At 54.2% G+C, this 21,448-nt stretch carries 20 protein-coding genes; 5 read left to right on the top strand and 15 right to left on the bottom strand.

The window, feature by feature from the left end:
- Window positions 1-11 precede the first annotated feature (11 nt).
- The 10 genes from IE111_RS08005 to IE111_RS07960 form a co-directional block, all read right to left on the bottom strand.
- Window positions 12-1,268, bottom strand: a complete 1,257-nt coding sequence (locus tag IE111_RS08005) for a glycosyltransferase family 2 protein (protein WP_189608023.1) — start codon at window positions 1,266-1,268, stop codon at window positions 12-14.
- The gene (locus IE111_RS08000) at window positions 1,265-2,329 is read right to left on the bottom strand and encodes a FemAB family XrtA/PEP-CTERM system-associated protein (RefSeq protein WP_189608022.1); all 1,065 of its coding nucleotides are present in this window, start codon (window positions 2,327-2,329) and stop codon (window positions 1,265-1,267) included. The genes IE111_RS08005 and IE111_RS08000 overlap by 4 nt, the downstream gene beginning before the upstream one ends.
- Before the next feature lie 63 nt (window positions 2,330-2,392).
- Window positions 2,393-3,484: a GNAT family N-acetyltransferase gene (locus tag IE111_RS07995; protein ID WP_189608021.1), complete on the bottom strand. Its 1,092-nt coding sequence runs from the start codon at window positions 3,482-3,484 to the stop codon at window positions 2,393-2,395.
- 91 nt (window positions 3,485-3,575) lie between these two features.
- Window positions 3,576-5,402, bottom strand: coding sequence for a carbamoyltransferase family protein (locus IE111_RS07990; RefSeq protein WP_189608020.1), 1,827 nt, complete (start codon window positions 5,400-5,402; stop codon window positions 3,576-3,578).
- Entirely contained in the window at window positions 5,399-6,499 is a 1,101-nt protein-coding gene (locus IE111_RS07985) for a polysaccharide deacetylase family protein (RefSeq protein ID WP_229805284.1), read from the bottom strand. The genes IE111_RS07990 and IE111_RS07985 overlap by 4 nt, the downstream gene beginning before the upstream one ends.
- Window positions 6,500-6,522: 23 nt before the next feature.
- Window positions 6,523-7,848 carry a hypothetical protein gene (locus IE111_RS07980; RefSeq protein WP_189608019.1) on the bottom strand — a complete coding sequence of 442 codons (1,326 nt, stop codon included), beginning with the start codon at window positions 7,846-7,848 and terminating at the stop codon, window positions 6,523-6,525.
- Window positions 7,849-7,851: 3 nt separating this feature from the next.
- Complete coding sequence (locus IE111_RS07975; protein WP_189608018.1) at window positions 7,852-8,706, bottom strand: P-loop NTPase family protein; 855 nt, start codon at window positions 8,704-8,706, stop codon at window positions 7,852-7,854.
- Between the two features lie 5 nt (window positions 8,707-8,711).
- Window positions 8,712-10,274 (bottom strand): XrtA system polysaccharide chain length determinant, encoded by a 1,563-nt coding sequence (locus IE111_RS07970; RefSeq protein WP_189608017.1) that lies wholly within the window; start codon window positions 10,272-10,274, stop codon window positions 8,712-8,714.
- Entirely contained in the window at window positions 10,274-10,906 is a 633-nt protein-coding gene (locus IE111_RS07965; protein ID WP_189608016.1) for an XrtA/PEP-CTERM system exopolysaccharide export protein, read from the bottom strand. Before IE111_RS07965 ends, IE111_RS07970 begins: the two co-directional genes overlap by 1 nt.
- A 15-nt stretch (window positions 10,907-10,921) precedes the next feature.
- Complete coding sequence (locus IE111_RS07960) at window positions 10,922-12,328, bottom strand: TIGR03013 family XrtA/PEP-CTERM system glycosyltransferase (RefSeq protein WP_229805283.1); 1,407 nt, start codon at window positions 12,326-12,328, stop codon at window positions 10,922-10,924.
- Between the two features lie 424 nt (window positions 12,329-12,752).
- On the opposite strand from IE111_RS07960, the gene IE111_RS07955 reads away from it, so the two are divergent.
- The 4 genes from IE111_RS07955 to IE111_RS07940 all read left to right on the top strand — a co-directional run bounded on the left by IE111_RS07955 (window position 12,753) and on the right by IE111_RS07940 (window position 17,140).
- Window positions 12,753-13,682: an XrtA system polysaccharide deacetylase gene (locus tag IE111_RS07955; RefSeq protein WP_189608014.1), complete on the top strand. Its 930-nt coding sequence runs from the start codon at window positions 12,753-12,755 to the stop codon at window positions 13,680-13,682.
- Between the two features lie 30 nt (window positions 13,683-13,712).
- Window positions 13,713-14,720, top strand: a complete 1,008-nt coding sequence (locus IE111_RS07950) for an NAD-dependent epimerase (protein ID WP_189608013.1) — start codon at window positions 13,713-13,715, stop codon at window positions 14,718-14,720.
- Window positions 14,721-14,958: 238 nt separating this feature from the next.
- Complete coding sequence (locus tag IE111_RS07945; protein ID WP_189608012.1) at window positions 14,959-15,987, top strand: ExeA family protein; 1,029 nt, start codon at window positions 14,959-14,961, stop codon at window positions 15,985-15,987.
- 301 nt (window positions 15,988-16,288) lie between these two features.
- On the top strand, window positions 16,289-17,140 hold the full coding sequence (locus IE111_RS07940; protein ID WP_189608011.1) for an MBL fold metallo-hydrolase: 852 nt from the start codon (window positions 16,289-16,291) through the stop codon (window positions 17,138-17,140).
- Window positions 17,141-17,149: 9 nt separating this feature from the next.
- Here the strand turns inward: IE111_RS07940 and IE111_RS07935 are convergent, their stop codons facing one another.
- The 4 genes from IE111_RS07935 to IE111_RS07920 form a co-directional block, all read right to left on the bottom strand.
- On the bottom strand, window positions 17,150-18,100 hold the full coding sequence (locus IE111_RS07935; protein ID WP_189608010.1) for an AEC family transporter: 951 nt from the start codon (window positions 18,098-18,100) through the stop codon (window positions 17,150-17,152).
- A 125-nt stretch (window positions 18,101-18,225) separates the two neighbouring features.
- Window positions 18,226-18,603 carry a DUF3461 family protein gene (locus IE111_RS07930; RefSeq protein ID WP_189608009.1) on the bottom strand — a complete coding sequence of 126 codons (378 nt, stop codon included), beginning with the start codon at window positions 18,601-18,603 and terminating at the stop codon, window positions 18,226-18,228.
- A 137-nt stretch (window positions 18,604-18,740) separates the two neighbouring features.
- Window positions 18,741-19,235: a DUF3575 domain-containing protein gene (locus IE111_RS07925; RefSeq protein ID WP_189608008.1), complete on the bottom strand. Its 495-nt coding sequence runs from the start codon at window positions 19,233-19,235 to the stop codon at window positions 18,741-18,743.
- Window positions 19,236-19,247: 12 nt separating this feature from the next.
- Window positions 19,248-19,652, bottom strand: coding sequence for a hypothetical protein (locus IE111_RS07920; RefSeq protein WP_189608007.1), 405 nt, complete (start codon window positions 19,650-19,652; stop codon window positions 19,248-19,250).
- A gap of 184 nt (window positions 19,653-19,836) precedes the next feature.
- On the opposite strand from IE111_RS07920, the gene IE111_RS07915 reads away from it, so the two are divergent.
- Window positions 19,837-20,121 (top strand): hypothetical protein, encoded by a 285-nt coding sequence (locus tag IE111_RS07915; RefSeq protein ID WP_189608006.1) that lies wholly within the window; start codon window positions 19,837-19,839, stop codon window positions 20,119-20,121.
- Window positions 20,122-20,367: 246 nt separating this feature from the next.
- On the opposite strand, the gene fbaA is transcribed toward IE111_RS07915, so the two are convergent.
- Window positions 20,368-21,447: a class II fructose-bisphosphate aldolase gene (gene fbaA / locus IE111_RS07910; protein WP_189608005.1), complete on the bottom strand. Its 1,080-nt coding sequence runs from the start codon at window positions 21,445-21,447 to the stop codon at window positions 20,368-20,370.
- Window position 21,448: the final 1 nt, after the last annotated feature.

Genomic DNA, 21,448 nt, shown 5'->3' with positions numbered 1-21,448 from the left:
CCCATATTGGATCAGGCCAGATAGGGCCAGATCAGGCTAACAATCAACAGTCCGGTTGAACCAAGCAGCAAACTGAACGGCTTGACGACCTTGGATTCATTAATGGTGTCACCGGGCCGAGCGGTATTCCAGGTAACCTGGGTCTGGCCCCGTAAAGCGGCGATGATACCGCGCATAGAATAGAAATTAATCAGAACGAAGTAATAGGGCGTCGAGAAAAGAAAGTGCGATACGCCCCGGTTTGCCAACATAGCTCCAATCGAAGCCAGGGCTATCAGTATGATAGCTCCGGTCAGAGGCACTTGGAACAGCAGAACACCGAGTATCGACAGCCAGGCACAACCGATCAGCGCACCAAGAAGGAAGAACGGTATCAGCCAACGCAATAATTTGTGGGAAATGACTTCGAATGCAAAAAATCCAGAACTGAAAGGGTTCATGACCGACTTTACGCGCAGCAAGCCACGAAAACTGCGATTAACGATGCGCTCCTTACGTGCAGCCTCCCGAGCGAACGATCCAGCGGTTTCTTCATAGCAACGTGCCTGCGGTTCGAACACCCCTCGATAACCAGCTGCGATAATTTGCATCGGGTTGACGAAATCATTGATGTCCTGAACCTGCAATGGTTGCCATAGAGACCGGCGAATAGCGTAAATTGCTCCGTCACCTCCGACCACTGAATGTAATTCGCTCTCCCAATTCTTTATCGCCAGTTCATAACGCCAGTACAGGTCTTCGTTCTTGCCGGATGCCGACTCCTTTGAGTCAGTGTAGAGGGCAGCTCCGACAACATAGCCCACGGAGGGATCCGCGAAATTTCGAATCAGATTTTTAATAGCACCTGTTTCATATAGAGCGTTTGCGTCGGAAAAGACAACCACTTCACTGTCGATATTCTCCAGGGCATGATTAAGCCCCATTGTTTTACCCAAGCGCTTTTCCTGACGTATCAGAGTGACACCACGGTCGATGTATTCCTGAACGATTTCGTCAGTCCCGTCATCGGAGGCGTCAGAAACGACACACAATTTAAAGTTATCCCGGGGGTAGTCCAGTGAAAGCGCATTGTCCAGTTTTTCACGAATCACTCGGTGTTCGTTATAGCAGGAGATGATCAAAGTCACTGTCGGCCATGAATCATCCAAATGGATCGGTTTGCGAAACCCCAGCCGATTCAACATCCAAAGCAAAGCAGGATATCCGAAATAAACATAGACTGGCACTATAAAGCACAGCAGTGTCAACAAAATCAGAACGTTGGTCATAGGGAGATATACCGTCGAAGTTTAGGGCCAACCCGGTTGGCAATCGGATCGGGTAGAGCCTGCCATCCAGACTCCACCCAAGGGCGCAGTCGGCTCATCAAAGAGGGCTTAGCGGGTGTCACTGGGTTGACCAAGCCGGTACGGTTGTATTCATCCCAACTCAGTCGTCGAGGTTCTGCTCCCCATTGCTTCTTGAATCGGAAGGTACCCTCACCCATGGTGGACCGGCCAAAATCAAACAACTTGGCATTATGAGTGCAAGCCACCTTCATCAATTCCCAGTACAACAGCATGTTGGGTGCCAAGTGGTTGTACTCGGCCAGGGTCGACGCCCAGGGAATGCTCACGCGATGAGGATGAATCAGGATCAGACCGGCTCCAACAATCCGCTCGTCGTAACGTACCAAGCCAATCACCGCTTGTTTGCCATAAAGTGCCTGTATCGCTTCAAACCAGCGGCGATCGTGAACTGGCGATCCCAGACGTTTCATATTGCGGGCAAACACCTTATAAAAATGCTCTACCCCCACTGCTCCTTCGCCCAGCTCAAAGCTCAGTCCGTTCTTCTCCGCTTTTCGAATCTGACTCCGCAACTTGGCCTTAAATCCTTCAAACAGAGCTTCTGCTGAATCCGGCAACCCAGCCAGCATACTCACTTTGACAGCACCACCCGACTCATGAGTCACGCTGTCTACCATAGATTCACCAGCCCGACGAAGTTCCAGCTTACGTGCACCAAGCTCCGGCAGCAAACCAATGGCTTCTTCGATCATTTGCTTCTCGATCGTTATGCTATCGCTTAGCGGTCCAGACAGATCACAAAAAGGGAGAGAGACCAGAGAACTGCGCCCAAATGGAAGCTTTAGACGGCACAGCGGTAGCAACCCATCGATAGTACCTGCATCGTTTTCAGAAACAATATACCATCCGTCATGCTGATAAGCCTTCTCCACAGCGCCCATCCACGCACTAAAGTGATAGGCGGTGGCATTCGGATGACGAGACACATAAGCGTCAACACGATCTCGATCAAGCTGACGGTAAGGTACCTTTCGCATCATAGATCTAATCCCTTGATCCGGTACAATATTGTATGACTTCTTCCATGCACATTCGAGCTACTTCTATTCATTCGATTGACCCACAGTGTTGCGTCGGGTTCTCAGCAATTGATGTTTAACAAGCCGAGCGGCCTGCTCAAGACGAAACTTGAAGCGATTTCTCTGCAATGAAATCTGTACCAGATTACGGTGCTTACGACCCATTTGAGTTTTATAACGCTCGGAACCACCCATGAAGTCGTAGAAGCCAAACCCTCGCGACCGATAGTGCTCGATACTCATCGCGTGACCCACCAACCCCGGTTTCAAGCGGTTGTCCTCTTCGACCTTCAAGCCGCTTAAGTAAAAGTAGACTACGCCTTGATACAGTAAGTTGTAAAAAGTTCCGACCAGCTCGTCGCCTGACCATATGTTCAACAAGTCAATGCTGGCGTTCGGCCAATGTTGTTCAATCATCCGCCGGTGGAACCGTATGAAATCCGGGTTGGCAAATCCACTCTGATCGACCCCATTTCCCCAACGTGCCAAATGCCTGGGACCGATCGATTCAAACGAGGCCAGAGCACTATCGAGCGACTCGGCGCGACTGAGATGCAATCCGCCCCGGTCGTTGTAAAGCCGCATCGAACGTCGAATTTGATGACGCGTATTGCGATTCAGACTGTCCAAATAGGACTGTTGATTCTGCGCCAGACCGTGTAGATCGACACCATAGCAAGGCGCCTCCCAGCGAACGTGCTTTGCAAGTCCTGTAGAACGGGCATAACAGTCCGCATCGCGTTCATCGATGGCACCGATCACGAACTCCTCCCAACGGTCATCCTTCAAGCAAAGGTGAGCCAGACAGGCTTCAATTACATCTCGCTCACGTCCGTGCTCACTGAGCACACCGTTGTATTCAATCCAGATCTGGTCTTCGTACGACCGACCTGTTTGGTGCAAACGTATACACTTGGACGTCAACAGGCCATGACGGCGTTCGCTGGCGTCTACTATGATGCATGCACCAATCAATCGACTGGATTCATAAATCCTAACCAACCTTCCTGCCGGTTTGTAGACATGCAGCCATACACCAATCCACTGCCAGGACAAAAAGACAGCTGGCATCGACCGGCGCTCCAGGTCTCGCCAATCGTTTTCCAGTTCATCCATCAACGACGCCGACAAATGATTCGACCGTGTGGTCAGTTTGGGAGCCATCGATCAGGTCAATCCCACCAGATACTCACCTCCATGCTGGAAATCAACTCGTCAGTTGAGGATGCCGAACCAAGAAAGGTCCTATCGCCAAATAGTCCAGATTACCCTTGATAAAAGCTCTGACGGCATCCTCCGGCGTATTCACAATCGGCTCCTCATGCATATTGAAACTGGTATTGATCAAACTGGGTATACCACTGAGTTTTTCGTATTCGCTGACGATGTCGTAATAACCCGGGTTGGCCTCACGTCGAATCAGTTGTGGCCGTGCCGTACCATCCACATGTACCGCTGCAGGGCAACTCTCCCTCATGAAGTCGGTACAATCGAAGGTGATGGTCATGAATTCTGCCGCATGCTCTGCTCCCTGAATGTTGTGGTAACACCGTTCTCGAGACTCAAACAGTGTAACCGGGGCAAACGGCATAAATTCGGTACGACCGAGACGCTTGTTCAACCATTGGTTTACCTCAGGCTCGCGGGCATGATAGAGAATGGAACGATTACCGAGGGCACGAGGTCCATATTCCATCCGTCCGTCAAACCGGGCAACAACCTGACCATCATGAATCAATTGTGCAACTTGCTGAGCCAGGTCATTGGGCCGCTCATAGCTAAGGCCCGAAGCCCCCAAAGCCTTTTCCATTTCGGATTCAGAATAGTCGGGGCCAAAGTAGACACTACCAATGCTATCCCGCTGCCCCCCGGGCCACCCGTGATAGAGCGCCGCTCCGCTGGCACATCCACCATCGCCCATATTTGGATAGACGAAGATGTGGTTAACTCCTTCAATTTCGAACAACCGTTGATTCAGCTTGACGTTAGCCACCACTCCACCCGACAAAACCAGGGTATCCAAGCCTGTCTGTTTTACCCAATGACTAACATAGTTTACTGCCACCTGTTCCAGCGCATACTGATACGCCGCTGCGACATCAACTTTCGGAAACTTCGATGCAAGATATCGGGAAAAGTAGACATTATTGGCTTCGTAGATTCGGAAGTCACCCGGCATTTGCTCGATCCGACCAAGCAAAATATCACCCAAAACGGAAGGATCACCATACGAAGCCAAACCGACAATCTTGCCTTCGTGTCGACTGGGTTTGAACCCCAGGCTGGAAGTAACATGTTCATACAGTGTACCCAGTGAATTCGGATACTTGACGCCATGCAGACGGCGAATCTTGCCATCCTCAGCCACGCTGGCCGAACCCGCCAATCCAGTACCGTATCCATCAAGTGTCACGCACAATGCACGGTCAAATCCACTGCAATAAAAACTGTTAGCTGCATGAGACAGATGATGATCCATGCGCTTTACGGCGCCTGAAAAACCAAAGTCCTGTAGCCCTTCGGTGAGTACACTCTCCCAGTGTTTGAACGATTCTGTTGCTTCCTCACCCCAGTGCTTCGATCCTTTAATGGCCGCATTGTTGGATGCCAGGCGCTGTGCCCCAGCCATACTGTAGTAGGAACTGTGCAACAACCCTTTCTCCATGACGCTGTTGGGATGCTCCAGCCCATGAATAGGTTCGTTGCGATCAGGTACTCGACTAAGTGCTTCTTTGACTTGATGGTTCAGATCTTGTGTTTTAAAAGACTTAATGAAAGCTCGTTCATCCGCCAGATTCTGGTTGAAGACTTTGGCTTCGTTTTCCCAGGTTAAAAAGGGATAACAAACCTGCTCAAATTCCTCCATCCGACTGCCCGTATAATCAAGCGCCTTCTCCAATGCCTGACGGGGGAATCCATCTTGTTGCTTATTCCTGGTAAACCGTTCCTCACCCGCAGCAAAGACAATTTCGCCATCCTCAACCACGGAAACGGTTGCATCCTTGTCTAGCGGTGATATCCCAAGCACTTTCATGTGACAGTCTCCATCATTGTCTTTAATCGAGTGGGCGTAGTAGCTCTACCACCCAATTCGTCGAAGAAAAAATCAAAGAAACGTCGGAACGCTTGAAGAAATTCGTTCAATTCCGACTCTTCCTGAACGTAGATCGTATTACCCGGAACAACACTTGAGCTGTGAAAACTCCAGGTGAAGGTTCTTACGCCCTGGTTATATAAAGCCCGGGCCAACTTGATGTGCTCCCTGGGTTTGAACCCTTCAGGTGACAGCATCAATCTGTCAAGTGCCGATAACCGCGACAAAATAGCCGGTGCCTTTAATACTTTAAATCGATTAGCTAACTCATAAATCGGTAAAGCTGCCCCTTTAGCCCAGCCTACAAACGCACCGGTCACTGGAATTTCCAGCAGTGGTTGGGAACCGAACCAAAATGGCTCGGCTGAAAATTGTCGATAATCCGGACCGCCATCTGAACGATAGTCGACCGGTGGACAAAGTGACAGATCAATTTCAAACCCCAACTCAGACAGGATGCTTTCAGTGTTGGGGCCAAAACCGTAACGTCCCGCTTTATAAACCCTTGGAGGTTCCCCAAAGACATCGGCGATGGTGTTGCGTAAATGCAACAGCTTGCCGCGCTCCAGTTCCGGATCAAGGTTACCAGGATACATATTTCGTACAGAGATCGGTTCCAGTATTGGCGGATTGACCCAAGGATGTAAGTGAGCTCCAATCTCGCATTGACCCGCGTCGTAAAATTTCTTCAGTAAAGCCGTGCCAGAAGCCTGGCTAGCAACAGGATAATCAATCACATAGCAGGGGCATATTCCATAATCATTAAAGATCGACTGAACCCGATCGATGAATTCCATGGATCGAACCGTGTTTTGGTTGGGATCGGGATCAGCGCTCCAATCAAATTCCTCTTCCGTGTCGATCACTACTATCAACTGTGGAGGGCAATCCGAAGGCATCTTTATAGGTCGTTTTTGGCTGAACAATGTCCTCTCCTTGAGCATAAAGCTTTGCTCATTCACTGTGTCGATCGGTTCGCGATAAGCCCCCGCCACTTGATTTGTGGTCTTTTCACCTATAACGGTGCGATGAACCAAAGTTCGGCACTCACCATGGAACTCTATTGATCAGGGCCCCATCGGTATGCTCCGGAAATACGGATCGTGAATCGACTGCTATCGACATCATTGCTGATCCATGCTTGCGAGACATCGCTTCGAAAGGAAACGTGCTCCGTTACTTGCCGGCTCCAGTTCCACTCAATTCGATTTGACTCTGCCAACAACACCTCCCCAAACTCGGGGGACTCCGCCTGCCAACGGTAAGACAGCTGCGACTCCTGTGTATCATCTATACGAATCAGGAATGCCACTCTTCCATCGTAGCCCACACTGCGAATTCCAGTATCCAGGTTTTCCTGTTGTGACAGGGAAGCAGACATGCTTAGATCACATCGAATACAGGCGCGAACTGTCTGGTATGCCCAGCGTAACTCATCGTTTAGCGCCAGAGAGTTCAATTTAATCGTTTCTTCCTGCTGCAAGTCTTGATCGGTTGCTTCCGGAACAATGTTTTCCGTGGTCAGCTCAAGTAAAGTATTGGTTACTTCACGATCATATCCGATAGAAGTACGACCATAGTCGGAGACCCAGACACGTTCCATACTACCACTGTAAACCTCTACATCAGTTTGCTCTGTTTCAGCCAGATTCACACCAAACGAGGCCGACAACTCTCCATTATCAAGTGTACGTCGATAACCGACTGTAGCCCTGTCGATCTGACTGACTTGAGCTGGATCACCTTCTTCAACGATAGTACGACTGACTTGGGTATTAATCTCGCTTATGGGGTTAAGTCGCCGTGTAAGCACTCCACGACCTTCGAGTATTTCGCCATTTAATGATTCATCCTCATGAAGTGAACGGGAGTACTGAGTTTCCAATCGAATTCGCGTTACATCACCAGGACTTAAATTCACTCCACTCCCTGCGCTTAAGATATGTTCAGTTGTAAAACCTTCAGGGTCCAGTATGAAACCGGGGTTTGGATTGACCGATTGCAGGATATGCATGCCGTTTAGATCAAACAAGCCGGAACCATGAGTAAATTGGTATCGACTTGACCCGGTCAAACGAGAACGCCAGAATGCGTTACCTTCATATCCAGCGATCAACCGCAGCAAGTAACCAGAATTAAAATGATGCGGCCCCACCAGATACGCATATTCGAATTCACCGCTGCTACCCAGGCCTGCAAATGGATCACCCTCACCTTCCGATTCGGCATAACCCGCCTCTGTATAGAGCGTTGCCTCTGTACTGAGCACCGAAACAGCTTGGACTGAAGAAGTTGTTAACCCCATCAGGCAAGCAGCCAGTGTGAAAATTCCCGATGGCTTTTCCATTACCCAGACAAGAGGATGGCGATACAGGGTCCGTCCCACTGTTTACTCCTGATAAACCAGGCCCGAAAACTTGTCAGTCCCCAATGCATCTACTGCCGACACCACTTCTTCCGGCGTAATTTCTCCAAACGGGACGGTTAACAGAGCGTGATCCGCATAGCGCACCAGAATTCGCGCCTCGGTACTGAAGCGAAACGATGGTGCATGAATGACGATGTAACGATCCGGATATCGGCCACGCAATTCGTTCATTAGAGTCTTCATACGAACAGCAGAGAACAGCTCCACGGCCGACGTCGATAGATGTCCCGCAGGAACCACGCTCAGCCGATCAATGCCACTGGGATAAATTATGTCTTTGACCGGCATACCTTCATGGGCCACGTAATCTGTAATGCCCTTGCCCAACGGAGTGGACACCAAACGGTTCAAATGTTGATCATATGGATTACAATCGACCAGCAGTGCCGAGGTTGAGGCATCCAAAGCAAATGTGGCCGCCAGGTTGAATGCTGACAGCACCGATGAATCCTTACGGCTGAGCGAAGATACCATAACGCTGAAGTTGGATTCACCCGACTTGTCTCTTAGCTGAATCCTGATTTCCCGATATGCATCAAGAATCGCCTTCTGTTGCATGCCTGGATAGATGATCTTGCGTGCCTTGAGTTCGTCACGTGTCCAGGGATTGGGGTTATTAATCTGAGCCAGCGATGCGGCCGTGTCATATTGAGTCGGTGTATTTCCATCTACCTCATCGGAATTGACGGTCCAGTTCGGCTCTTTCAATTTGGGTTCCGATTGGACAACAGCACCATTCGCCCGTCGTTCAGAGGTCGTTCTTACCTGTTTGGCCTGGGTCTTCAGCAGAGCATTGTATAGCTTGTTGCCTTCCATTGGTGTTAACCCTCTAACCGACTGGAAATCCACTCAACCAATGTATCCGGTTGAATACCCATGACACTGAATGCCAATACACCCAGATAACCCACCATGAACAAACTGATCAGCAAGGCGATAGTAATAACATCCCAACGTAACAACCGTGAAACAAATGAGCTCTTGTAGTGGGGAATCGTGGCCAGGATCGGAATGTCCTCCGGCATCTGCATCATGAGATTGCGTCCGGAACGGATTCGATTGTCAAACAACACTAATGCCGTTAACAAACCCAATACCAGGCCGCCTCCCAAGACGGGACCGGCCGCTCCGATTTCATAGAGCTGCAGTCCATCCCAACGAGCAGGGTAGGAAGCGGGCTCCTGAATTCGGTAACTGACACCCTGACCCTCCACATCCAGTGTCATCGACAGGCGAGCCTTTTCCCGTGTCTGCAACATATCTTCATAAACGTCCCGAGTCACATCATAATCCCGAGTCAATTCCTGCAATACGGTTTCGTTATTGGCCACTCGCTCGGCACGTTCATAGGCTTCCTGAAGCAAGGTTTTCAGCGAATCCAATCGTTTGCGCTGTACCTCCAGCTGGGTTTCGTTGTTGGCCAGCTTAATGCTCAAGTTTTCATAAATTGGATTTTCGATTACCTCTGTAACCGCACCCTGGCGGCCATCCGAAGTATCGTTCTTACGTTGCTGCTCAAGTTCAGCGATCTGATCCTTGACATTAACGATATCCGGGTGGCTGTCCAGGTAACTTAGTCGCAGGGTATCCAATTGCTGGCGCAGGTTTTCGAGTCGCATGTCCAGACTGGTCTGCCCACGGTCGATCATTACTTCGCGATACGGACTTTCCTTGCCCAGTTGTTCACGGGTCAACCTAACTTGAGATTCGGTTTCTTCAATCTGCAAGGTCAATTCCTGAATATCGGAGCGCAGCCTCTCGATTCGTCCTTGCACCGCTGCTTCTGTGCCATCGAGATTGTTTGATTTGAACTCCTTGAGCTTATTTTCGGCCACCTCTAACTGACGCTTATAGGACTGCACCTGGGAATCAATAAACTCAAACGCCTCACGACTCTCACTACGCTTGTCCGACACCGTTTTTTCGATAAACCGATTCAGTACCGCACTCATGACCTGGAACGACTGGTCAGGATCGCCACTGCTGTAACTCAACTGGATAAAACTACCACCGGTTACTCGTAGGTTAATGGCATTGCGCAATTGGCTGACGGTTCCATTGCGTTGGCGATCGGACTGGTCGGCTGTGATCAGACTGGCATCCATAGCCACCTGCTCCAACAGAGTACGGCTCTGTAACATTTCACGAGCCTCGTTTAGGCGGTCGATGGCGGTTACTTCCGCCCGGTCCCGCAACAACGGCTGTAAAATGTTGGAATTGTCCGCGTAAAGCAGAGCACTGGAAGTATAGGACTTCGGGCTCGTATAGCCCATTACCAATACACCGCTGGTTGCCAGAATAAACACCAGTACAGCAACCCAACGCATGCGAACCAGCTCACGCTTAACGGCATTTAGTGTGTCGATAATGAATCGCAGGTCCATCAGAGTTCTCCTCGGAGCAATCTCTTCTTCGGTACGCTGATCAGATCTCCGGGTTGTAACGTGTAGTTCGTTGTCATATTTCCATCATTCAAGATTCCATCCAGGTCAATCTTGAATTCCTGATACTCCCCTTCGACCAACCTCTGTATAGTGGCGCGATCTCCAGCTCCAAAGTCCGTGACACCACCCGCCTGAAGAACAAGATCCAAAACCGTCATACCTTGTTTGAAGGGAATGGACAGCGGATTGGGAACCTGACCAGTCACTCTCACCCGATTCAAGTATTCAGCACTGGCTGGATTCGTAACCATCACCGTCACTTCCGGGCTGCGTATCACCTGGCTAAGTGCCCGGTTGATGACTTCCGCCAGCTCTTCGGGTTTCCGACCGTCGGCTTTCAAGTCACCCATCAGCGGCATCGAAATATAGCCATCAGGCCGGACAACGATGGATTGGGTCAGCTCCGGGTTGCGCCAGACATGAATCGCAACGGTATCACCCACACCAATCCGATACGGATCCGCCGTCGAATCCAGTTCCGGCGGCGCACCGGGTTGAGTTCGTCCCGCACAGCCGGCCAAGGTCAGAACTGTCAACAGAACCACCACCAATTTCGTCAATATCGTCTTCATCCTGCCATCACTCGCTTATCGAACGCCCTTACCCAACAAAACCACTTCCACGGTCTGGATCATGATCAATAAATCCATGAGAAAACTGTGGTTTTTGGAGTAGTAAAGGTCATATTCCAATTTGCATCTGGCGTCTTCAACGGATGCGCCATACGGGTATTTCAACTGCGCCCACCCCATCAAACCGGGTTTGACATAGTGCCGGGTGTCATAAAAAGGAATCTTTTCCTTCAAGTCTTCGACAAACTCAGGCCGCTCGGGGCGGGGGCCAACAAAACTCATCTGCCCCCTGATCACATTGTACAGCTGAGGGAGCTCATCCAATCGGGTGTTGCGTATGAAAGCCCCGACACGCGTCACGCGGCTGTCATTCTGGGAGGCCCATACGGCCTTGCCTTCCTTTTCGGCATCCTGGCGCATGCTGCGAAACTTGTACATACGAAACAGACGTCCATGTGCACCCACCCGGTTCTGACTGTATAAAATGGGTCGACCGCTCTCCAGAAAGACCGCCAGTGCGGTAACCAGGATCACGGGGAATAGAAGGAACAGCAGCGTCAGGGCAATCAGCAAATCGAACAGGCGCTTGGAAACATCCCGACTCTTGGAGGCTTTGAAGCCATCCGAATACATGATCCAGGACGGTTGAACCAGCTCCAACTTGGCCTTTTTCAGCTCCCGCTCGTAGAAAGACAGAGCGCTGGTCACTTCGATACCCCGAAGCTTGCAGGCCATCAACTCGGTCAACGGGAAGGTGCCACCGTTTGTACGGCGGCGCTCCTGCGGTGCAATGATGATTTCAGCGATGTCGTTACTTTTACAAAAATCGAACCAGTTTTGGGGTTTGGGCAAGCGGTGTTTGGGTTCTACATGGCTGTCTTCGGAATCTTCGATGCAGCCAACAATTCGGATACCCAACGCCTTCAGGTCATTCTCGCATTCATCCATCAACCGCTTCGCCAGGGATCCGGTTCCATACACCACGACCCGCCGAGCCAATTGCTCGGACCCGACCAGGTGCACAAAACCCTGACGGGTCACCGTCACCATACCGGTGGCCAATGTAACCGCCCAGAACAGATTGGAGCTGCCCGGGTCGAAGCTGGGCAATACCAGATAGAGCACCGACAAACCGACGCCCCCCAAAAAACAGAAAGCGACCAGTGTGCGGAAAAACATGGAGGCGAATCCCTCCCGGACCATGGCCAGATAAACACCCATGGCAAGTGTGCCGAAACTGAGCACTGTGGCGAAGATAAACGCCTTGGTGGGTGTGGCGTGAAAACCGGTGGTGAACAGACCCAGCCTCAACTGCAGGAATTGCAGCAGAAACAGGGTGGCGAACAACAGGGCGAATTCCAGCGCCCCGAGCACCAGATAGGGAGTATGAAGGTAGTGTTTTCGAAATCGAATATAAGACACAGCCGCCATCCTTTAGCCTTAGGGATGTGATGATCAAGGGCACAGAGCTGATCAGGTCACAATGCCACTCCTTGTGTGTCGGACTATTGTGCGCCGAGCATCGGTTAATCTCAAGAGGTATTCCGCAACGTTTACCTTGCTTGGCGACGCCTCAAGCCTCGACACATCCGGCTTCATTAACATAGCCCCGGAATCTGGATTTTGTCACTCCAACACTGTTACATCGTGTAACGTATTGAAATTCAAAGTAGTTTTCAGGCACCAGCCCTTGTCCGAAGATGCCTGCTCCGAGGCTTGGTCCAACGCAACGCTCGGTCGCCTCACCCGAACTACGGCCAATCCACACAAGAGTAGTGAAATCCCGGCAGGCAACCAGTATGCTAGGACAGTCCGCCACCATGAAGTACAGGGAGTTACGTCAGCCATGGACAGCCACTCGACTGTAAAATTTTCCGACACTCAGTCCGACATCCGGCACGCCCTCAGTATCGACGTGGAAGATTACTTTCACGTGGCCGCCCTGGCCAAAGTCATCGACCCTTCGGATTGGGGCTCGCTTCCCTCCCGCGTTGAACGGAACACGGAACGACTGCTCGAATTGTTCGAACGCGTCGACACCAAGGCGACTTTTTTTGTACTGGGCTGGGTCGCCGAACGCTATCCCGACCTGATTCGCAAACTGGCGGATGCCGGTCACGAGATCGCCTCGCACGGCTACAGCCACCAGTTGATCTATTCCCAGACACCGGCCGTCTTCACCGAGGAGACCCGGCGTTCCAAGGCGCTCCTGGAAGACATCGTGCAGCAGCCGGTGACCGGCTATCGGGCGGCCAGCTACTCCATCACCCACGACTCGCTCTGGGCACTCGACATCCTGACAGAGCTCGGGTTCACCTGGGACTCCAGCATCTTCCCAATACGGCACGACCGTTACGGCATTCCCAATTCACCACGCGGGCCCTACACGATTCGCACCGGTAACGGAGGTCTGATCCGGGAATTCCCACTGACCACCGCCAAAGTACTGGGCACGACCCTGCCCGCGGCCGGTGGCGGCTACTTTCGCCAGTTCCCCTACCCACTGTTCAAAGCCTTGTTCCGACAAGCCAGCGAGAACGGTCGCTACCCACAGATGTTTTATTTGCATCCCTGGGAGATCGATCCCGACCAACCGCGTTACAATAGCGCCAGCTGGCTGTCCCGATTCCGGCATTACACCAATCTGGACAAATGCTACGGTCGCCTCGAGCGGTTACTCAACGACTTCCGGTTCACCACCGTCAGCGACAGCTACCATCAGCAGCAACCCGAACAGGTCATGCTGCACCACAACGAAATGATTCGCCTGACCTGAACGGTCGGGCAACCCGTACAGGAGAAAGACATGAAGGTGTTGGTGACCGGCGCGGCCGGATTCATCGGTTTCCATCTCAGCCAGGCCCTGTTGGCCCGGGGCGACACCGTTGTCGGTCTGGACAACCTCAACGACTACTACGACGTCAGCCTGAAAGAAGCCCGGCTCGCCCGACTGCAGCCCTCCGATGCCTTCGAATTCCATCGCCTCGACGTCGCCGACCGGCCGGGCATGGAAGCGCTGTTCCAAAGTCACCAGTTCGACCGTGTCATCCACCTGGCCGCCCAGGCCGGCGTGCGCTACTCCATCGACAACCCGCACGTCTACGTCCAGGCCAACCTCGTCGGCTTTCTGAACATCCTGGAAGGCTGTCGACACCAACAGGTCCCGCACCTGACCTACGCCTCCTCCAGCTCCGTCTACGGTGCCAACGAAGCCCAGCCGTTCAGCGAACAACACAACGTCGACCACCCCGTTTCACTGTACGCGGCCTCAAAGAAATCCAACGAACTGATGGCCCACACCTACTCTAGCCTGTACAACATTCCCACCACCGGCCTCCGCTTCTTCACCGTCTACGGCCCCTGGGGACGACCCGACATGGCCCCGTTCAAATTCACCCGCAACATCCTGGCCGGTCAACCGATCGACCTCTACAACAACGGCGACATGGTGCGCGACTTCACCTACATCGACGACATCATCGAAGGCGTCATTCGCGCCAGCGACCACATTGCCGAACCCGATCCTGACTGGACCGGCCAAAAGCCACGCCCCGACACCAGCTATGCGCCCTATCGCCTCTACAACATCGGCAACAACCAACCGGTGCACCTGCTCGACTTCGTCGAAGCGATCGAACAAGCCGCCGGCCGCAAAGCGACTCGCAACCTCATGCCCATGCAGGACGGCGACGTACCCTCCACCTACGCCGACGTCTCGGCCCTGGAGAGCGCCGTTGGTTTTAAACCGACCACCCCCATCCAAACCGGAGTGGATCGTTTTGTTGAGTGGTATCGGGAGTATTACGAGATTTAACCTATGAAGGTAGGTCATGGATTGAGCAGGTACCTTAGACTAGTACCGACCGCCCGGGATGCTCTGGAAGGGTGGTCCGACACATCGGCATCTGAGCCATGGACTGGTGCGCCAGCCCGGGCCGAAGTAAGCGTACATGGATGTATGTACAGCGGTCCCTGGAAGAGCATCCCGGGCGGTTGGTACAGGTTCCCGGCAACAAAACCAACCAAGCCATCAACCGAAGGACACTGTCAGCATGTATCTTGAACATTTCAGTCTGCAACGGCACCCCTTCCGGATGGCCCCGGAAGACGACTTCGTCTACATGAGCCAGCAGCACTCACGCGCCTTCGTCTACATGGACTCCGCCGTATGGAGCCCCGAAGGGTTCGTCGTCATCAGCGGTGAAGTCGGCTCCGGCAAAACCACCCTGCTAAAAAAGCTCATGCGCGGCCTCAGCAAAGACCTCAAACTGTTCCATATCGCCTACACCAACCTCAAAGCGGACGACCTCTTCCACCTCATCGTCCGCCAGGCCGGTCTGCCCGTCAAAGACACCAACAAAGTCTCCATGCTGTTCGCCATCAACGACTACCTGCAGACCATGTCCGAACGCGGCATTCCCGTCGTGCTCGCCGTCGACGAAGCCCAGAACCTCAGCCAGGAAAACCTCGAAGACATCCGCATGCTCGCCGGCCTCGAAGGCGCCGGCGGCCCGGTTATGCGCGTCATCCTGCTCGGCCAGCCCGAACTGAAAAAACACATCGCCCAGATTCCCCAGCTCTCCCAACGGGTCAAACTCTTCTTCCACCTCGCCGGCCTCACACTGAAGGAGACCGGCGAATACATCGATCACCGTTTGTTCATCGCCGGCTACGAAGGCGACACCCTGTTCGACGCCGACACCATCAAGCAGATCAATGAGATCAGCAAAGGCATCCCGCGTCTGATCAACAAACTGTGCGACGGCCTGATGCTCTGTGCCTACTCCGAGGACCGCACCACCATCGACCCGCTTGATCTCGTCGAGATCCGCCACGACCTGATGGGCGAATCCTTCGGCCTGGACCCGGACGACGTGGCCAATCCTTCAGGCGGCCTGCCCCCGACACTCGACCCGGCCATCGACACCGACGCCGCCTATGCGCCCATACTCGAGCGCATCGCCACCGCCCTGGAGCGCATCGACGACAAGCTGGACCGCCTGGTCACCGACACCAATCCCGCCAAGTCCCGCGCGGACACCAACGTCAAACCCCTCTCCCCCAAACGCCGACGCCCCTGACGCTCAGGGGCTTCCCTTCAAACACGTAACGCCCTATTGACGCTCTCAACCCTACTCCTCACTCACTAAAGTCTTGGCGACTGAGCCAGGTGCTCTTAGCCTGAATCTTTATTGGATTCGAGCAACCACCATTGGCAAGCAGCGGATGCGCGGGGTGCTTATTCAGGGATGTCCGAGGCAGGATGCCGAGGCCAAGCGCCCATGGATGGGTTTACAGCGACCCTGAATAAGCACCCCGTGCAGCCGTTGCGGGTTCAGGGCACCCCGATAACATAAACAACCTCCGCAGGAGACGACCGACATGAAAGTGCGATCTGTACTGGGCAATTCCCAAAAACTCGACGGCGGCGCCATGTTCGGCAACGCACCCAAGGCGCTCTGGCAGCGGTGGTACCCGTGCGACGACCTGAACCGGATTGAACTGAACTGCCGGTGTCTGCTGGTCGAAGAGGACGATCGCACCATCCTGTTCGAGACCGGCGTCGGCGCCTTCTTCCCGCCGGACAAGAAAGACCGGTTCGGCGTTCAGGAAAGCGACCATCGATTGATGGCCAATCTGGCCGATCTGGGCGTATCGCCCGAAGACATCGACATCATTGTGTTATCGCACCTGCACTTCGATCATGCCGGTGGATTGCTCAGCGTCTGGGAGGAAGGCAAGGAGCCGGAACTGGTGTTCCCGAACGCGCGTTACGTGGTCGGAGAGCAGGCTTGGCAGCGAGCGCTGAAGCCGCATCCGCGTGATCGCGCCTCGTTCATACCGGAATTGCCGGGGCTGCTGGAAGCCACCGGCCGGGTGGAGCGGGTTCAGGGCACCCGTTCGAGAACGCTGGGTGACCAGTACCGCTTTCATCACAGCGACGGCCACACGCCCGGCATGTTACTGACCGAAATCACCTTACCCGACGGACCCCTGGTGTTCGCGGCGGACCTGATTCCCGGCACCGCCTGGGTACACGTGCCCATCACCATGGGGTACGACCGCTATCCGGAAGCGTTGATCGATGAGAAACACCGGTTGCTGTCGGACCTGGCGAGCCGCAATGGGCGGCTGTTCTTCACCCACGATCCGAACATCGCCGTGGGGCGGGTGGTGAAGAACGACAAAGGCAAGTTCACCCTGGAAGACGAACAGGAAGAACTGGCGGCCTAAGCCAAGTACCTATACCCAGCCCAAAGCCTTCAGCAGGACCAAGCCTATGCTCGTGCTGACCAGGCTCAACACCGTCGTGGTCGCGATAATGGACGCGGCCAGGTTGGCGTTGCCGCCCATGGCGCGGACCATGACATAACTCGCGGCGGCCGTCGGTGCGGCGGTCATCAGGTAGAAAACGCCCAGTTCTATACCGCCGTAGCCCAGCCAACGGGCGATCAACACGCCGGTCAGCGGAATGCCCACCAGCTTGAACACCGAGGCCCAGGTCGTCACCCGTCCGGCCTCGACAAACCCCTGCCAGGACAGGCTGGCACCGACACAAATCAGCGCCAACGGCAACGTCATGCGCGCGAAGTAATCGCCCGTATCCAGCACCCACTCGGGTACCGGCCAGTCGAGCAGCACAATGCCGGTTGCGACCAGAATGGCGATGATCAGGGGGTTGCGCAGGATGTCCTTGATGGCGGCCACGATCGGATGACCGGCCGTTTGCCGGGAAGACCAATGGCTGAGCGTAATCACCGACAGGATGTTGTACGCCAGGGTCAGGATGGCCAGATACACCGAAGCCAGCAAGGCCGCCTCGACACCGAAGGCGTTGAGGCAGAAGGCAAGGCCGACTATGCCCATATTGCCGCGAAAACTGCCCTGAACAAAAACGCCACGCTCGTCCCGATGGGCGGTCAACCTGGGGGCCAGCCAGGACAAAATCAAAAACCAGCCCGCCACCAGCATCAGAGCGAAGAGGATGATGCCGCCCCCCGGCAGGGACTGAGGCCGCGCACCGACAATGTTCAGGAACAGCAGACTGGGCAGACCCACGTTGAAGACAAGCTTGGAACCACCCTGCACGAAGGCGTCATTGACCCAGCCCCAACGGCGAAACAGAACCCCCAGAATCACGACCAGGGCGATCGGTCCGGTGACTTGCAACGAAAACAGCAACAGCGACAGCACAAGCGGCCTCAAAACGACAAATGCAGGGAACGGACGGTGTCGTCCTGACGCAGCGCGGGAAAATCAGGAACGAACGGGCGCCCAGTATAGGGACGCCCGGCGGGGATGGCCAGGGAGTCTGGCGGTCACAGCTTCTCGAGGTCGGCTTCGATTTCCTCGATCTTGTTCTGAACGACTTTTTCGAGATGACGCAGGTCGCCGAGGATTTTCTTCTTAACGTCGGTTTCCTTCACCTCGCGTTTGGCGATGGCGTCCAGCTCCTCGATCACATAGCGCAGGGTCGGGGCAATCTCGGTGGTGTTCATGTACTTGCCGGTGCCGCTGTCGACCTTGACGCGCTTCTGCTGACGCGGGTATTTGAATTTCTCGCTGCGGGCGAACATTTCCCGCTTGTCGCGCTTGTAATAGATTTTGAGAATGTCGTAAGCACCTTCGGTGCGCAGCGTGTATTTCTCGATTTTGTCGGTGTCGGTGACACCAATGGCCTGGAGGTTCTCGAACATGGAGGGTCCTTATCAGCGGCTGAGGGTGGGAAAAGCGTTCCTACAGATTAGGCGATTGACATTCTCGATCAAGCCCGTGTCGCCATTGTGCAAGGGGAGACAATCGGCGGCCTGTAGTGTGGGATTTACGGACCGGTTCAGCGGATCCACCCGATCGAGAAATGGACGTCGGAATGCAGGGAGAGGCGGTCCTGCAGTTCATGGTATTCGACCCGAGCACCCAGGCCCACTGTCGTATTGAAGGTATCCCACCGCCACAGATAGGCCTGATTCAATCCCAGAGCGGCTTTCCAGCCACGATCGCGCTCATCGGTATAGACGTCGTTGACGACCTTGTAGTCCCCGAGTTCAGAGCCCCCGGTCGCCGCCATGGACAGCAACCAACCCTGGTCGAAGGTCCCGGTTTCATAGCGGTTCAAACGCAACCCGACGTGATAGTCCGGTTCCGTGCCGTTGGCGCTCAGCACCGGCCCGAGCGCCCAGCGCTCACCGAGGCGAACGTCCACTTCCAGATTGACCACGGTACCCAGTGCCATCAAGGGGTTGGTGCGGATATTGAGTCGGTCTTCCGCGGATGCGATACCCGGAGAAAGCAGGCTGATCAGCAAAAGGACTCCAAGCGAGCGATTCATGCCAACGTCTCCCTAAAACGACCGGCCGATGGATATTTCCCAGGCCGGCAACAGCCAGGATTCGTAGTCATAGTAGCTGCTTTCGTCAGCCCCGGAGCCGGTTACCAGTTGAACGCCGATACCGGCGTTCAGAAAGAAACGCCCCCAGGCCCACTGGTAAGTCTGGGTACCTTTCAGCCGCCAGCGATCGATTTCGGTTTCGTTCCAGTCGGTTTTCAGGATCAGATTCGAATGCCATCCGGCGCTGAACACCGAGTCTTCGAACCAGTCCATCCGGACACCGGCGGACGTCCGGGCCTGCTCGAACAGATTGTCACCGTTGTTGTGCCACAGCATAAAGCCGAACGACAGCGTGTCGCCAACGGCACGGTCGACCTCGAGATTGGGAAAGTTGGCCAGGGCCAGGGCGGGGTCCATTCGGACTTTCCAGTGGGGCTCGGCCCATAGGAGAGTTGGCATGCCGAGGGCGATTGCCGCTACAATTCGAAGCAGGCGTTGGCTCTGATTACCCATCATCTCCCGAGTTTCCTTCACTGGATGTTGAATACTTCGGTTGTCCGCACACACGATATCAAAATTGACACGGATCCACGATTCAGCCATGAGTTTACACATTCGATTGGTCGAAATTGAGCGTTATTTTCCCAATGTCCAAAATACCACGGACCTTCAGCGGGCTTTCGGTCCGTTGCGCCGGTTTTGCCGGGAGCAGCCGGATACGGCCTTTACCATGGCACCCTGGTCGGAGCCTGATCGGGGCGAGGCGGCCATTGTGATCATCGGAACGGATCGAGGCCAGGTGGATGCGGCAACACAACGCCTCGAGGACTGGATGGAAGCCAACCTGGAGGGGCAAAGCCTTCGATTGGAAACCAGTTGGTTGTGACAGTCCAAGCCAAAATCCGCGCCGGCTGCACGGGGTGCTTAAACGGGGCCGCCGTGAATACTTCCATGTAGGCTTAGCCTCGGCATCCATGCCTCAGATATCCCCGTTTAAGCACCCCGCACATCCGTCGCTCGCCTAAAGGTTTAACCCAAATGCAGGAATTACGTAGGAGCGCACTCCGTGCGCGATTCCCGAGATGCCTTAAGCACAAGTCGGTCGCGCACGGAGTACGCTCCTACAACACGATCAGTTGCGGTCTAAGGCATTCAAATCCGCAAAGGTCTTCTCCAGACGCTTGCTCATGCTTTCCTGCCCTTTACGCAACCAGACGCGCGGGTCGTAGTACTTCTTGTTCGGCTTGTCCTCACCATCGGGGTTGCCGATCTGGGTCTGCAGGTAGCCTTCGTTTTGCTGGTAATACTCGCGCACGCCGTCCCAGTTGGCCCACTGGGTGTCGGTGTCGATGTTCATCTTGATGACACCGTAGCTGATCGATTCCTCGATTTCGGCTTCGGTGGAGCCGGAGCCGCCGTGGAAGACGAAGTTGAGGGCGTTGTGCGGCAGGCCGAATTTTTCCGAGCAGTACTTCTGGGAATCGCGCAGGATGGTCGGGGTCAGTTTGACGTTGCCGGGCTTGTAGACACCGTGGACGTTGCCGAAGGAGGCGGCGATGGTGAAACGCGGACTGATGGCGTTCAGTTTTTCGTAGGCGTAGGCAACGTCTTCGGGTTTGGTGTAGAGGTTGGAGGCGTCGACGTCGGAGTTGTCGACACCGTCTTCTTCCCCGCCGGTGACACCCAGTTCGATTTCCAGCGTCATGCCCATCTTGGCCATGCGTTCCAGGTATTCGGCGCAGGTGGCGATGTTCTCTTCCAGGCTGTCCTCGGACAGGTCGATCATGTGCGAGGAGAACAACGGGCGGCCGGTTTCGGCATAATACTTCTCGCCGGCGTCGAGCAGGCCGTCGATCCAGGGCAGCAGCTTACGGGCTGCGTGGTCGGTATGCAGAATGACCGGGACGCCATAGGCTTCGGCCATGGTGTGAACGTGTTTGGCACCGGCGATGGCGCCGAGAACCTGGGTATCCTGACCTTCCAGTTTCAGGCCTTTACCGGCGAAGAAGCCGGCGCCGCCGTTGGAGAACTGGATGATAACCGGCGATTTGACACGAGCGGCGGTTTCGAGGACGGCGTTGATGGTGTTGGTGTCGACGCAGTTGACCGCCGGCAGCGCGAATTGTTCGGCCTTGGCGATTTCAAAGATCTTCTGCAGGTCATCGCCGTTGGCGACACCGGGTTTGACGACATCGAGTACTTTCTGAGACATG

The sequence above is a fragment of the Saccharospirillum salsuginis genome, from assembly GCF_014651855.1.
Taxonomy (GTDB): domain Bacteria; phylum Pseudomonadota; class Gammaproteobacteria; order Pseudomonadales; family Natronospirillaceae; genus Saccharospirillum; species Saccharospirillum salsuginis.
The sequence above is the reverse complement of the archived record's forward strand: the minus strand, read 5'-3'. Positions and strand labels throughout refer to the sequence as shown.